14 protein-coding genes and 7 tRNA genes are annotated in these 14,271 nt (G+C 40.8%); 4 read left to right on the forward strand and 17 right to left on the reverse strand.

Annotation, left to right across the window (positions count from 1 at the left end; genetic code table 11):
• Nucleotides 1-184 precede the first annotated feature (184 nt).
• Nucleotides 185-1,936 (reverse strand): DUF885 domain-containing protein, encoded by a 1,752-nt coding sequence (locus EDD59_RS11760; RefSeq protein WP_132382087.1) that lies wholly within the window; start codon nt 1,934-1,936, stop codon nt 185-187.
• A gap of 163 nt (nt 1,937-2,099) precedes the next feature.
• On the opposite strand from EDD59_RS11760, the gene EDD59_RS11765 reads away from it, so the two are divergent.
• Nucleotides 2,100-2,630 (forward strand): spore maturation protein, encoded by a 531-nt coding sequence (locus EDD59_RS11765; protein WP_132382089.1) that lies wholly within the window; start codon nt 2,100-2,102, stop codon nt 2,628-2,630.
• Nucleotides 2,631-2,689: 59 nt separating this feature from the next.
• Nucleotides 2,690-3,361, forward strand: a complete 672-nt coding sequence (locus EDD59_RS11770; protein ID WP_132382091.1) for an ABC transporter ATP-binding protein — start codon at nt 2,690-2,692, stop codon at nt 3,359-3,361.
• 35 nt (nt 3,362-3,396) lie between these two features.
• Here the strand turns inward: EDD59_RS11770 and EDD59_RS11775 are convergent, their stop codons facing one another.
• From EDD59_RS11775 to EDD59_RS11805, 7 genes are all read right to left on the reverse strand, one after another.
• Nucleotides 3,397-4,140: an amino acid ABC transporter ATP-binding protein gene (locus EDD59_RS11775; protein ID WP_408632284.1), complete on the reverse strand. Its 744-nt coding sequence runs from the start codon at nt 4,138-4,140 to the stop codon at nt 3,397-3,399.
• Nucleotides 4,137-4,781, reverse strand: a complete 645-nt coding sequence (locus tag EDD59_RS11780) for an amino acid ABC transporter permease (protein ID WP_132382095.1) — start codon at nt 4,779-4,781, stop codon at nt 4,137-4,139. The genes EDD59_RS11775 and EDD59_RS11780 overlap by 4 nt, the downstream gene beginning before the upstream one ends.
• A gap of 25 nt (nt 4,782-4,806) precedes the next feature.
• A complete protein-coding gene (locus EDD59_RS11785; RefSeq protein ID WP_132382097.1) occupies nt 4,807-5,658 on the reverse strand; it encodes a transporter substrate-binding domain-containing protein in 852 nt (283 codons plus the stop codon).
• Nucleotides 5,659-5,975: 317 nt separating this feature from the next.
• The gene (gene rsmI, locus EDD59_RS11790; protein WP_132382099.1) at nt 5,976-6,818 is read right to left on the reverse strand and encodes a 16S rRNA (cytidine(1402)-2'-O)-methyltransferase; all 843 of its coding nucleotides are present in this window, start codon (nt 6,816-6,818) and stop codon (nt 5,976-5,978) included.
• Nucleotides 6,819-6,831: 13 nt separating this feature from the next.
• Nucleotides 6,832-7,530 (reverse strand): tRNA1(Val) (adenine(37)-N6)-methyltransferase, encoded by a 699-nt coding sequence (locus tag EDD59_RS11795; protein ID WP_132382101.1) that lies wholly within the window; start codon nt 7,528-7,530, stop codon nt 6,832-6,834.
• The gene (locus EDD59_RS11800) at nt 7,520-8,425 is read right to left on the reverse strand and encodes a PSP1 domain-containing protein (protein WP_132382103.1); all 906 of its coding nucleotides are present in this window, start codon (nt 8,423-8,425) and stop codon (nt 7,520-7,522) included. Before EDD59_RS11800 ends, EDD59_RS11795 begins: the two co-directional genes overlap by 11 nt.
• A gap of 4 nt (nt 8,426-8,429) precedes the next feature.
• Complete coding sequence (locus tag EDD59_RS11805; RefSeq protein ID WP_132382105.1) at nt 8,430-9,425, reverse strand: DNA polymerase III subunit; 996 nt, start codon at nt 9,423-9,425, stop codon at nt 8,430-8,432.
• 145 nt (nt 9,426-9,570) lie between these two features.
• On the opposite strand from EDD59_RS11805, the gene EDD59_RS17830 reads away from it, so the two are divergent.
• Nucleotides 9,571-9,753 carry a hypothetical protein gene (locus tag EDD59_RS17830; RefSeq protein ID WP_165920923.1) on the forward strand — a complete coding sequence of 61 codons (183 nt, stop codon included), beginning with the start codon at nt 9,571-9,573 and terminating at the stop codon, nt 9,751-9,753.
• 34 nt (nt 9,754-9,787) lie between these two features.
• On the opposite strand, the gene EDD59_RS11810 is transcribed toward EDD59_RS17830, so the two are convergent.
• Both EDD59_RS11810 and EDD59_RS11815 read right to left on the reverse strand, forming a co-directional pair.
• Complete coding sequence (locus tag EDD59_RS11810; RefSeq protein WP_132382107.1) at nt 9,788-10,381, reverse strand: nucleoside/nucleotide kinase family protein; 594 nt, start codon at nt 10,379-10,381, stop codon at nt 9,788-9,790.
• Nucleotides 10,374-11,819, reverse strand: coding sequence for an aminotransferase class I/II-fold pyridoxal phosphate-dependent enzyme (locus EDD59_RS11815; protein ID WP_132382109.1), 1,446 nt, complete (start codon nt 11,817-11,819; stop codon nt 10,374-10,376). Before EDD59_RS11815 ends, EDD59_RS11810 begins: the two co-directional genes overlap by 8 nt.
• Nucleotides 11,820-12,197: 378 nt before the next feature.
• Between EDD59_RS11815 and EDD59_RS11820 the strand changes: the two genes are divergently transcribed.
• Nucleotides 12,198-13,190, forward strand: coding sequence for an SDR family oxidoreductase (locus tag EDD59_RS11820; RefSeq protein ID WP_132382111.1), 993 nt, complete (start codon nt 12,198-12,200; stop codon nt 13,188-13,190).
• Nucleotides 13,191-13,332: 142 nt separating this feature from the next.
• Here EDD59_RS11820 and EDD59_RS11825 read toward each other — a convergent pair.
• The 7 genes from EDD59_RS11825 to EDD59_RS11855 form a co-directional block, all read right to left on the reverse strand.
• Nucleotides 13,333-13,405 (reverse strand) — tRNA-Lys (locus tag EDD59_RS11825).
• A 32-nt stretch (nt 13,406-13,437) separates the two neighbouring features.
• Nucleotides 13,438-13,510: transfer RNA gene (locus EDD59_RS11830), tRNA-Phe, on the reverse strand.
• 24 nt (nt 13,511-13,534) lie between these two features.
• A tRNA-Met gene (locus EDD59_RS11835) sits at nt 13,535-13,608 on the reverse strand.
• A gap of 32 nt (nt 13,609-13,640) precedes the next feature.
• Nucleotides 13,641-13,713 (reverse strand) — tRNA-Thr (locus tag EDD59_RS11840).
• Nucleotides 13,714-13,911: 198 nt separating this feature from the next.
• Nucleotides 13,912-13,993, reverse strand: a tRNA-Tyr gene (locus EDD59_RS11845).
• Nucleotides 13,994-14,009: 16 nt separating this feature from the next.
• Nucleotides 14,010-14,082, reverse strand: a tRNA-Val gene (locus tag EDD59_RS11850).
• A 5-nt stretch (nt 14,083-14,087) separates the two neighbouring features.
• Nucleotides 14,088-14,161: transfer RNA gene (locus EDD59_RS11855), tRNA-Asp, on the reverse strand.
• Nucleotides 14,162-14,271: the final 110 nt, after the last annotated feature.

Here is a 14,271-nt window from a genome sequence, read left to right on the forward strand (position 1 = left end):
AAGATATTAGTCCGAGAAATGCGGCATCATGTTTTGTTATTTTCCTGACAATATCTTTTAACTTCTTTTAGTGTAACAATATAATATTAAAAAGTCAATCCATTTTTTGGTAGCTTTTATTAATTATTATGTGATTTTCCTTTAAAAAATAGTAACTATTTTTATGCCGCCAAGTTAATGATATTTATTTCTCAATTTCCTTCCACATATACTTTTCCACAAGCTCAAAGGTTGCTGGTCCTACTGACAAAACTGCATCATGAAATTCTTTCTGAGAATAGTTTTCTCCCTCCTTTTTTACCCATTTTTTCTTTAATTCCAGAAACTCTACATATCCAATATAGTACTTCAGGTAATTCCCCGGTGAACCAATAATAAGCTCGTAAATTTGGTCTACTATTTTTGCATCTTTAATTCCATAATTTTTAAAAAATGCTATCGTATCAAGTCTGCTCCAACCCTCATAATGAATTCCCATATCTGCAAGTGCATACAAACCTAATATAATAGAACTGTTTTTCTGGAGCAGAATTGCCTGATTCTTATTCAGAGGGGAAAGATAATAGCTGCACATTTCCGCATATGTGGCCCATCCTTCTACATAACCTCCAAAATTAAAAATACTTCTCAAAGGATCCGGGTTTTTTTCAGCATAATAAATGGTCTGATACAGATGCCCCGGATATCCTTCATGGGCAAGAGTAGTATAAAGGGTCAAATTATTTTTCATCTGGGACTGATTGACATAAATTACATTTTCATCTGTATTGTCAATCGCCGGTATCATATAAAAAGCGGGGCTCAAATATTTTTCCATTGCCTCAGGGACATATTTTACAAGGGTTACCGTCTGCGGAGGATCCGGAAATGCTTTTCCTGTCTTTGCCTCCAATTCATTGAGAATTGTAACCGGGTTTTCCTCCCCCATTGCCGCAGTTTCTTTTGCTTCGTTTCCCACCTTCTGAAGTACTTTCTCCATGGCTTCAAGGTCCGAAATAATCTGCCTTCTCGTCAACTCTTCCATCTCTGGGACAGAACGGTCAGATCCTGTGTATTCAGCCGCTATTTGCTCATAATATGCTTTTCCGTCGGGCAGATAACAGAGTCCCTTTTCATTCTTTCCCGTACCTTTCAGTTTTTGAACAGCCAAAATCAGCTGATTATACGCTGGCAGCACATAATTCTGAAGCATCTGGGCATTTCTTTTTATATACTGACTCTGCTCCTTGGGTGAAAGATCCAGCTGGGCAATGCGGTCTACAAAAGTTGATATCAGATAGTTATTTTCTCCCATTCCCATAAATGCCGTACATTGAGAAATAACAGTGTCTGCCTCAAAGTCTGCCATAAACAAGCCGGCAGCAGACTTCTTCTTTTCAAAATCAATGAGTGAATCAAAATATTGAGGAGTTGACTTCATTAATTCCAGATATGTATCCACATCCTTTGTGTTATAGAACTGATATTCTGAAAGAAGCACAGGCAGCTGTGTCTGAATCCCGCCGACCAGTCCAAGAGGTTCCTGATATAATAAATATTCTGTATTTTTTTCTGCTGTCTGCAAATAATAATCCAATACATCATAAGTGAGTTGATTTTCCTCAGACAGCATATCATAAGAAAACTTTCCAAGAGCTGCCCTAAGATTTTCCAGAGAAGCATAGGCGGTTCTGGAATCTGAAGAAATATCGCCAAAGGATATAGATGTTTCTTTTATTCCATACTTTTCAGGATTTTTTAATGAGTAGTGAAGGCTGATTGTATTTGAGGATACTTCCCGACAAAATAATTCTTTCGTAAATGACCGAAATGCTTTATTTTGGCCATAGCCTGTGCCGGGACTGCAACCTGTTAAAATTAAGGCTGCGGTTATACAAATGGTAAGAAAGACGGACAGAAGCCGTTTAGTTATATTTTTGGGAAATAGAAGTGACATAAGAACTCCCCTGAAATCTTTAATTTATTTTATGAGAAAATAGGGTCCGATATACCTGAGACGTCATTTCATTCATTTTCATCCGCTGTTTTACAAGAACAAACATATAAGGCGGGCCATTTTAATATAAATAAAACAATACTATAAGCTGCTGAGGTGTTTTATGCAGTTTTTCTTATATATTACAGATTTTATTGTTCCATTTATCATTTTGGCTATCGTCACATATGGTGTTCTTAAAGGAACAAATGTCTATGATAACTTTATCAAAGGTGCCAAAAGTGGCTTTTTCACAGTAATAAAAATCATGCCCACATTAATAGGGTTGATGGTGGCTGTCGGGATTTTGCGGGCATCGGGTTTTCTTGACTTCCTGTCGTCTGTCATCGGGCATTTTACAGCCAGTATTGGGTTTCCGGGGGAACTTGTACCACTTACCATTGTAAAAATGTTTTCCTCCTCGGCAGCCACCGGACTTCTCCTGGATATCTTTAAGGAGCACGGCACAGATTCTCAGCTGGGGTTAATTTCTTCTATTTCTATGGCATGTACAGAAACAATTTTTTATACAATGAGCGTTTATCTTATGACGGCAAAAATCAAGAAATCGAGGTATATTTTGCCCGGTGCTCTTTTGGCCACCTTTACTGGACTGGCTGCAAGCGTTATCCTTGCAGATATGATGTTAAAGTGATTGTTTTGCCATATAGGATGTGCTAAAATTACATTAGCCAAAAGGATGGAGGTGTTTCTATGGCCAGTGTGACATTTAAAAATTTGAATAAAACTTATCCAAACGGATTTGTATCTGTAAAAGACGTATCTCTTAACATAGAAGATGGCGAATTTGTCACCTTTTACGGTCCCAGCGGCTGCGGAAAGTCTACAATTCTGCGCATGATCGGCGGACTTGAAGACATTACCTCCGGTGAGATATATTTAGGGACCGAACTGCTCAATGATATCCTTCCCCGGGACCGCAGACTGGCAATGGCATTTCAGAATTATGTACTGTATAAATATTTAAATGTGTACGATAACATGTCACTGGGATTACGGCTTCGCAACCTTCCCCGGGGAGTCATTGACGCCCGTGTCAGGACAGCAGCCGAGTTTCTTGGAATATCCGGTGTACTTGACAAGAGAATAAACGTCATCTCTGAGGCGGACAAGCAGAAAGTAGCACTTGGGAGGGCAATCGTATGCAATCCCAAGGTGCTTCTTGTAGATGAAGATTTTGCAAGACAGAATGAACAGAGAAGACGTGAAATGATCTCCGATATAAAGAAAATAAATAAAGACAGAGGAATCACCGTGCTGTATGTGACAAACGACTACGATGAAGCTGTAACTCTGGCTCATAAAGTCATATTCATGAAAGACGGGGAAATAACCAAAATCAAGGAGAGCTGCAAAGGGGTCTGACCCTTTTGCAGCTCTTTTTCAGAATATTCTGAAAGTTATCCTGCTGCCGGCAGCACCCGTGACAGGAATGTTCTTGTGCGGTCTTCTCTGGGTGCCATAAATATCTCCTCCGGCCTTCCTTCCTCCACAATATAGCCGTCTGCCATAAATATAATCCGGTCTGCCACATCTCTGGCAAATCCCATCTCATGGGTCACAACAATCATTGTCATCCCATCCTTTGCCAATGACTTCATAACTTCAAGGACATCACCTACCAGTTCCGGGTCCAAAGCAGATGTTGGTTCATCAAACAGTAATGCTTTCGGATGCATTGCCAAAGCTCTGGCAATTGCCACACGCTGCTGCTGACCTCCGGATAATGTGCAGGGATATTCGTCTGCCTTCTCTGCAAGCCCTACTCTGTCAAGCAGTTCCATCCCGGTGATCCGTGCTTCAGCCTTACTCCCCTTTTTTGTAAGAACAGGTGCCAGTGTAACATTCTCCAAAACTGTTTTCAATGGAAACAAATTGAACTTCTGAAACACCATACCTACTTCCTCGCGGAATTTCCTGATATCATATGAATTATTAACCAAATTTTCTCCGTTATAGCGCACCGTGCCGCCCGACGGTGTCTCCAGTTGATTGATACAGCGCAAAAATGTACTTTTTCCTGAGCCTGACGGGCCAATGATACAAACCACTTCGCCTTCCTCTACTGTCAGATTGATGTCTTTGAGCACCTCCTGTTCACCGAACTGTTTTGATAAATGATGCACTTTAATCATACTATTCACCTCATTTTCTTTTCGACCTTTTTCTGGACTACGATTAAAATAGATAACAATACCAGATAAAATGCTGCAATTGTTGTATATGTTCCAATCGTCTTAAAGCTTAAAGCTGCATAATTCTGCCCCATATGCGTAATTTCATTTACAGCGATGATAGATAAAAGTGCCGTATCCTTCACTGAAATGATAAACTGATTAAAAAGGGCAGGCAATGCAATTTTAAATGCCGGAGGAATAATAACATGCAGCATTACCTGTGCGTTTGACATCCCTAAGGACAGAGAGGCCTCCTTTTGCCCCGGGTCAACGCTAAGCAGTGCTCCTTTTACAATTTCAGAAATAAATGCCCCTGAATTCAGCGCAATTACCATAATTCCCACTACTGTACTGTCCAGGTCAACTCCAATCAGTTTGGGTATTACATAATACCCGTACAAAGCCTGCACCATAAGCGGCGTTGCTCTTATAATCCATATATAAGTATTGGCCACTGCCTTTGTAATTTTGTTTCTCCCCTGCAATGCATAACCGCACAAACTACCAATAACTGTTCCGATGGCAATCCCCACTATTGCAATGAGAAGTGTAAGTTTTAGGCCCCGAAACAACATCGGCAACAGGACACTTAAAAATGATACATCCATACTATCTCATCCTATTCCACCTTTTTTATTCACACCACTTTGTATAAAGCTCATCTAATGTTCCATCATCTTTAAGCATATTCAGCGCCCCATTAATCTGATCCAGATATTCACAGTCCTTGGAAACTGCAACTGCGTAAGGAGCCTGCCCCTGATTAAACTCGCCGCCTGTAACCTCCAGTTTTGTCCCCTCTGTTGTCTTGATGTAAAATGCTGCTCCCGGTCCGTCCTGGATTACCGCATCCACCTTTCCCTGCTCCAACGATTCATATGCCGTTGTAATCGTGTCATGAACCTCAATGTCCGAATCCTCCAGATTCTTTGTTGCGTATATGTGGGAGGCCGTACCCTTCTCAACTGCAACCTTCTTTTCGGCCAAATCATCTACCTCTGCAATTCCGGGATTTTCTTCCTTATTTATCATCACCACCTGACCGGAATCACAATATATGTCTGTAAAGTTCATAACCTCTTTCCGCTCGTCTGTTGCGCAAAGGGCCGCCGCTCCAACATCCAGCTTTCCCTCTGCCAGGGAAGCTGTCAGCGCCGAATAATCCATGGCCTGAACTCCGCCGTCAATGTCAAACCCTAGAATATCCTGAAGATCAGTAAGTAAATCCATATCGTACCCTATCAAAGTTTTACCATCCGCATCATAATATGAAAATGGTCCAAATAACCCGGAGGTTCCCACCTTCAATGTAACACCTTCCATGGACCCTTTGATATCCTCTGGTGCTGTGTCTGGCTTTTTGTCCGGCTCACTGTCGGATGAAGAACTGCTCCCTTCGGAACTCTCAGGCTTTTTCTGACATCCGGACAGCATTGCCCCCACCATTGCCAAGCACAACATCACTGTAAATATTTTCTTTTTCATAAATTCCTTCCTCCCATTTACATTTTATTCCAAAACCAGTGAAACTGAAAAAGGCACATTACATCTCGTGTAATGCACCCTCGCATAGTTCAAGCCAGGTCTGAAGTTATATATATTCCTGAATTGTCCAAGAAAAAAAGCACCGCTATATAATAGCGACACCTTTGCCTGCCTAATCCTCTTGAACTTAATAACTATTTTATACTTTCTCAATTCAAACGTCAAGATGGTAATTTTTCTAAAAAATTGTTATATCTCTCACAATTTTCTGTATATATTAGCTGAAAAGGAACTTTACCCTTCAAGACCCACTTATATTACTTTCTCTCAAGATAATTATAAATCTCTCTTTTCTGAACTCCCCGATCCTTGGCAACTTTTCTCATGGCCTCTTTCTTATCCATTCCCTGGGAAAGATAAAAATTCACATGTGCTTCGATGCTTATTTCCTCCCAACGCCTCTGTTCTTCCAGCGCTGCCTCTTGGTGATTCCGGCCTTCAATCACAAGCACGCATTCCCCTTTTGGGTCATGATTCTCATAATAGTCAACAGACTCTTCAAGAGTTGTCATAAATATAGTTTCATGCCGCTTTGTCAATTCCCGGCAAACTGTAACGTGTCTGTTCCCCAAACGTTCCAGAAGCAGCCTTAGTGTCCTCAAAAGGCGATGTGGGGCCTCATACAAAACAATAGTCCGAAACTCTCTCTCCAACTCTTCCAAAATCCACTCCCGCTCTTTTTTATCTATCGGCAGAAACGCTTCAAAGGTAAACCGCCTGGTAGATAACCCAGATAATGTGAGAGCTGTGATACATGCGGCCGGACCGGGGAGAGATGTCACCTGTATACCATTTTCATAACACATCTTTACCAATTCTTCTCCTGGATCTGATATTCCCGGAGTACCTGCATCTGTAATCAATGCTATATTCTGTCCCTCCAAAAGCCTTTCTGTCAGTTTCCTGCCCTTCTCAAATTTGTTATATTCATGATAACTGGTCATAGGCGTCCGGATATCAAAATGATTTAAAAGCTTTATACTGTTGCGGGTATCTTCCGCTGCAATTAAATCAACTTCTTTTAATGTCCTGACAACACGAAATGTCATATCCTCCAGATTTCCTATGGGAGTCGCACATAAAAATAATATTCCCGGCATAAATCCTCCTTATTTAATCCTTATACATGATAATTGGCGGCTCGATTTTCACCCGCGATTTTCCACCCTTTATTCCCTCAAGCAACACCATTGAAGGTTCTTTATCCACATAAGGATGGATAAACTGCAGACGCTTCGGCTCTATCTTATAACTGTTCATTTTTATCAGAATTTCTGCAAGTCGAAAGGGCTTATGTATCATATAGAACCTTCCCTTGCTTTCCTGAAGAAGCTTCCCACTCTCCCGTAATATGTCATCCAATGTGCACATTACCTCATGCCGGGCAATAGTCTTCGTATCTTGAGAATTCTGCAGTCCATGCTGTTCCAGCATATAAGGAGGGTTTGTTACAATCACATCAAAAAAGGCAGACTTAAAAATGCTCGCCGCCTCTTTTATATCCCCTGTCACTATATCAATCCTGTCCTGAAGCCGATTATGCTCTATACTCCTTACTGCCATATCCGCACTTTCTTCCTGTATCTCTAGTCCGGTAAAATGTCTCCCCAAGGTCTTTGCAGCAAGCAAAATGGGCAGAATTCCAGTTCCGGTTCCCAGATCCAGGACAGTTTCTTCTTTTTTTACCTTAGCAAAATCGGATAGCAGTACCGCATCTACTCCAAAACAAAATCCTTCCGGATTCTGAATAATCTCATAGCCTTTCAGTTGAAGGTCATCCAGCCGTTCTCCCGGTCTTAGTCTAGTTGTCATCTAATTTTGATGCTCCTCCGCCTTTTTCCAGCTCCGCAAGCTTTTTCATCTCTTCTTTAGACACTTTGGTCTTTTTACGTCTTGGACGGAATTTCAAATCCTCTACTTTATATTCCCGTATTTCCTTTTCATCATTCTCCAGAACTACAATTACCTTTACCTGCTGTCTCAATACACTCAGTGAATGTACCGTCCCTGTAAGTCCTTCTGATGTTGTCACAGTATCTCCCAGTGAAGGCAGCTGACTGTTCAGCTCTTCGTATGTTTCTTCCTCATTAGTCAGGCAACACATCAGACGGCCGCAGACCCCTGATATCTTAGTCGGGTTCAGAGACAAGTTCTGTTCCTTTGCCATCCTAATAGATACTGCAGCAAATTCGGAAAGATAAGTATTACAGCACAAAGGCCGCCCGCATATCCCAATTCCGCCGCGTATCTTTGTTTCATCCCGGACACCTATCTGCCGCAGCTCAATCCTGGTGCGGAAAACAGCTGCCAGATCTTTTACCAGTTCTCTGAAATCTATTCTTCCATCTGCAGTAAAATAAAACAGAACCTTGTTATTGTCAAATGTATATTCTGCATCAATCAGCTTCATTTCCAATCCATGCTTTTGTATCTTCTCAAGACATATTTTGAATGCTTCTTTTTCTTTCTTCCGGTTCTTTTCTTCCACCCGTACATCCTGCTCTGTGGCAAGTCTTATCACCGGCTTCAGAGGCTGTACAACCTCTTCTTCCCTGACTTCCCTTGGGCCACTTACAACACGCCCGAATTCAACTCCCCGTGCTGTCTCTACAATTACGTTATCTCCCTGTGCGATGTTAAATTTCCCCGGCGCAAAAAAATATATCTTCCCCGCCGCACGGAATCTCACACCTATAATTCTAGTCACTCTATTAATTCTCCTTTATTGTCAACAAAAGTAATTCCATTGTCAGTTCAAAGTTCACATTAGCTTTGAGACGGGCTTTAGCTTTCTCAAGGGCATCTAAAATAATTTCAATTCCCTCATAAGAGCTCTTGCTTGCTCTGGCCTTGATATACCTTAACTGGTCAGAAAAAACAACCCTGTCCACATTCATAGTAGCTTTATAAATCAAAACATCCCGAAACCAGATAGCCAACACGTCCAGATAATCTATAATCTCCAGCTTATAAGATGTACAGATCTTTACAGCCTCCAGTAGATCACTTAGCTCCATGTCATTTATTTCTCTCAATAAATGAACAGCCTCTTCCTTGATCTCATTAAAATGCTCAGAAGATGCAAGCATGATTGCTTTTCCCATATTCCCCTGGGCAAAAGCTACACAGACATCCGCTTTATAATCCGGTATGTGCATCTGCTCCATCAGGTGCTTCTTTATAAGCTGATCCTTGATATTGCGAAGCTTCAGCATCACACACCTGGAACGAATGGTAGGAAGAAGTGTCTCCGCATTCTCAGTCAGCAGCATAATTACCGCATATTCCGGGGGCTCCTCAATGGTCTTAAGTATAGCATTTTGTGCCTGAACTGTCATCATATCTGCATCGGCAATAATATATATCTTATATTTGCTGCTGTATGGCTTAATATCAATGTCACCATTTACCTGTTCTCTGATATCATCAATACTAATCGTATTCGGCTTCTCATGGGTCACTTTGATAATATCAGGCTGGTTTGAATTCACTGCCTGTTTACAGGACTTACACTTGCCACAGGCATCCCCGTCTTCTTCCCTATTCTCACACTGCAGACTCATTGAAAACAAATTGGCAAGCAGTTTCTTTCCCGAACCCTTTTCTCCGTTCAGTATATAAGCATGTGAAACCTTGTCCATCGTCACTGCATTTTCAATATATTGTATAATGTCATTATGTCCGACTACGTCCTTAAAACCACTCATAACATCACCCGCTGCCTCTCTGATTCCTGCTGTAACTAAAACTTTTTGTTTATTGTACTACAGGTAGCTTACAAAGTTGTGAACTACTCATTAAGTATATCATAAATTTTTATGAAGATACAGATATAAATAATTTTAATCAAATATGGGCATTCTATACCGAGGTGATTTTATGGCATCCTATGTTGCTCCCGAAATCCGGGATAAATTTGAATCTTTACCAATCAATTTAAAAAACTGTATTCTCGAGAGAAATGTCCAGTTAAATAATATTTATGATCTAATGCATGTACTTGAGGATATAGTAGCAGAAGGAGAAGCAGAGTAAATCGCTTCTCCTTCTGCTACTAACATAGAAACTTTTAATTTTCTCTCAGTTTTTTTCCCAAATAGGCCTGTACATCCTGCAGGCACTCCTCCATTTTATGATTTCTAAAACGTCTTTTAATTCCTGCTTTTTTCAGGTTTTCATCTGAGAAATCCACCTGATCGGCAAGAAACCGTCTGCACATTTCCGAATATTTTGGTTCACTTTGTCTGCGCTCTCTTTGCAGCGCTCTTTTAAGACGGAGGCCATCCTCCACTTCGATATAAACAGGGATCAGCCTTTCCCGCCCAAAATAGCGGCACATCGCCTCATAAGATTCCAGTGTCCCAATTATAATGTAATTATACCTGTCCAGATCAATCTGCCCATCATCTGCTGTAAAATATTTCCATACACCGTGTTTTGTATTATAAGCCCTTATTTCAATGACATATCCCTTGTCTTCCATTGCTTTCAGTTTGCCTTCGTCCACAAAATAATATTCTATCCCATTTGTTTCTCCCGCACGGGCCGGTCTTGTGGTGTATAAAGTGACTGTCTTAAGCTCTGGCATTCTTTCTTCTAACTTTTTAAATATGGTATCTTTCCCGGATGAACTTTTTCCCATGATATAACAAATCTTACCCATTTGCCAAAACCTCAATTCTCCCTTTTCTCTCCGGCCCTTCCACCGAAAACCCCAAAGCTTCATATTTACATATCAGTTCGGCAGCCTCCCGGGAAATCTCCTCCCCGGGTACAACCAATGGGGTTCCCGGCGGGTATACGTAAGCATATTCCGTAGAAATCCAGCCTTCTGCATTTTGCCACTGCAAGCTTATTACTTTGCTGCCCGAACTATGATTTAGTAAATCATCTACTTCTGCACTTGTATATATTTTTCTTAACTTAGGTAAGGAAAAGTTTACTTTGCTTTTTCCCTGTTCTCCTGCCTTCGGCTCGAATTCTGTCATCTTCTTATCTAACAGAAAATCCATCTCCTTCAATGCACTTGTCAGCCGGCTCATTCCCTCTTGGGTATCCCCTACGGAGGTCATTGCAAGCACATAGGAACCTGCTGCCATTTCCAGTTGAAGGTGATATTGATTCAATAATTTTTCATAAAACTGGCGGCCGCTTATACCTGTACCCTTTACAGAAATAACAAGTTTAGATTTATCATATGACTCCGTCTCGGCCAGCCTTAGAATTTTTAATTCTTTTAGACTGTTCCGCATTTTCTCAAGCATAACAGTATACGTTTCAAAAATCTCACTTCCTCTTTTAGAAATCAAATCCATACATACATCCATACCTGCCATAAGCACATAGGAAGGGCTGCTTGTCTGCAGCATATGCAGGTATCCTTTTATCTTCTTTCTGTCTGCCAGACTGCCATTCATATGTATCAGTGCCGTCTGTGTCAATGAAGGAAGTGTTTTATGAAGACTGTGAATTACTATATCCGCACCATATACATTCGAATTTTGAGGAAAATATGAATGAAACCCAAAGTGTGCCCCATGGGCCTCATCCACAATCAGAGGAATATTCTTTCTATGAGTTACATCTGCAATTGCTTTCACATCAGAAACCACTCCATCATAGGTAGGTGATGTAATCACAACAGCCCGAATACCCGGATTCTGACACAAAAGCTCTTCCACATCGGATGCTTCCACGGGCCCATTTAATTCCTCTTCTTCATAAAATCTGGGATAAACATAAACCGGTTTCAACCCATTCATGTATATGGCATGATACACAGACTTGTGACAGTTTCTGGAAATTAAAATCTTATCTCCCCGCAACGTGCATCCCATAACCGCACTTAAAATACCTACAGTACTGCCATTTACCAGAAAGGACGTTTCCTGCGCATGATATAGAATAGCTGCCTTATTTTCAGCTTCTTTAAGAATACCATCTGCATGATGAAGATCGTCAAAACCTTCAATTTCTGTAATATCAATACTATATGGCAGATCACAGTTTGTCAAATTCTCATTTCGTTTATGTCCAGGCATATGAAAACCATAATAATCCGTATTACTATAGTTCCTTAACATTTCATATAAATTCATAATTTCAGCTCCTGATTTAACTACCGGCTATATATATTTAAACCTTATAAGTCTATCATAAGGTGAGCGAATAAAAAGGTCAAGCCTCCTTCATTAACCGGAGGGCCTCACTAATACTAATTCAAGAATAATAGTAAATAGTAAATAATATAATAGACTGAAAAAGTAAATTCAAGAGGTATATTATGTTTATGCTTAACTTATATGTACAGCTATTGCTGTGTAACTATTCGAATGAAACTGTGTGTGGAAAATACCTTGACCTTGTGTGGAAAATGCCCCTTATTGGCCCCAGGCCTCCATTCTATACTAATCCAAGATATAATCTAAGTTATCCTACAATTTAAAAAATAAAGAGAAAGGATATTTAAGGTAATTAAAATGAATAAAGAAAATTTTTCTTCAACATGCAACAATAACAATGATCAAATTATGGATAAATTATTAGATTACTTTGAAAATAATTTAATACTTAATCCCTACCCAATGTATCCAAACTATGGTACCATTACACGATATGAAGATATTCCTATCAGTGTCCCTGAACAACATCAATTCCGTCAGCCCGGTCTTGAAGAATTAATGGTTCCGCGCCCAATTATAGAAAATCCAAATTACAAAGGTTCTGATAAACTTTTAAATAAAGTAGCTCTGATTACAGGAGGTGACAGCGGTATTGGTGCTGCTACTGCAATAGCTTTTGCAAAAGAGGGTGCTGATGTGGCGATTTCCTACCTTGATGAAGAAAACGATGCAATGAGAACAAAAAATCGTATAGAAGAACTTGGGCGTAAATGTCTTTTGCTGCCGGGAGACTTAAGAGTAAAGCAGCATTGTAATGCTATAGTTAATGATACTATGAAAGCCTTTGGACAGATAGATGTTCTATGCAATAACGCAGGTGTACAATTTCCGCAGCCGAGTCTTTTAGATATTAGTGACGAACAATTTGATGAGACATTTAAAACAAACTTTTATCCCCATTTTTATGTTACAAAGGCCGCACTTCCTTATATGTGTCCTGGCAGTTCCATAATTGGTACAGCATCTGTTGTAACTTATATGGGGTCAGATCAGCTTATTGATTATACTTCTACCAAAGGAGCTATCGTTGGTTTTACAAGAGCTTTGGCCAGAAATTTAGGAAAACAGGGTATACGAGTCAACGCTGTAGCACCAGGTGAAATATGGACGCCTCTGATTCCCTCAAGCTTTTCTGCCGATGTAACTGCTATACCCGAAGATAATATGCTAATGCGCATTGGACAGCCATTCGAATTGGCACCTACATATGTATATTTAGCATCTGATGACTCCCGGTTTGTAACCGGTCAGGTGCTTCATGTTGACGGCGGACAAACAACCAATTCATAAGCACTCTATTCGGAAACTGGATATAGGGTACTAAAAAGTGTTGAACACAGAGAGGAAAATAACTTAAAATCAAACAAGGCTTTGTGAAAGAAAAGGGCAGAAATTCCGTAAACTTTGAATTTCTGCCCTTTTCTTATACTCATGAGCGTGCGGGGATTCGAACCCCGGACAACTTGATTAAAAGTCAAGTGCTCTACCACCTGAGCTACACGCCCTTATTTAATTTGTCCACTTTTAGCTAAAAAAATGCCCAAAGCCGGAATCGAACCAGCGACACGAGGATTTTCAGTCCTCTGCTCTACCAACTGAGCTATCTGGGCATTAGACTTGAAATAAGTCATAAGTTGCGGGGGCAGGATTTGAACCTGCGACCTTCGGGTTATGAGCCCGACGAGCTTCCAGACTGCTCCACCCCGCGCTATTTAATTTTATTTATCTTTTTCAAGATAAAGCCGATGATCGGACTCGAACCGATAACCTGCTGATTACAAATCAGCTGCTCTGCCAATTGAGCCACATCGGCAAACTGCCTAAATTTCAGAGCAACTGATTTGTAATCAGCACTCTGTCTGCGATTGACACAGTCAATCTTAAAGAATTGAGCCACATCGGCAAATTACTTACTCACATAACAACTGATTTATAAATCAGTAGCCCAGCTGCGACTGACAAAGTCAATCTTAAGTAATTGAGCCATATCGAGATCGAAGCCTCACGGCAATGGATGGAGAAGGATTCGAACCTTCGAAGGCGTTGCCAACAGATTTACAGTCTGCCCCCTTTGGCCACTCGGGAACCCATCCATATTTTCTAAATGAGTGGGACCTATAGGGCTCGAACCTATGACCCTCTGCTTGTAAGGCAGATGCTCTCCCAGCTGAGCTAAGATCCCACAAACGACCCAGAAGAGACTCGAACTCTCGACCTCCGCCGTGACAGGGCGGCGCTCTAACCAACTGAGCCACTGGGCCTTACATAAAAATATGCACCTTCAAAACTACATACAAAGAATCATCCTTCTTATCTCCTATCACCTTGTCTGGTTATGCCCTCGACCTATTAGTAACAGTCAGCTCCATGC

Origin of the sequence: Muricomes intestini (assembly GCF_004346165.1) — a bacterium.
Classification (GTDB): Bacteria; Bacillota; Clostridia; order Lachnospirales; family Lachnospiraceae; genus Muricomes; species Muricomes intestini.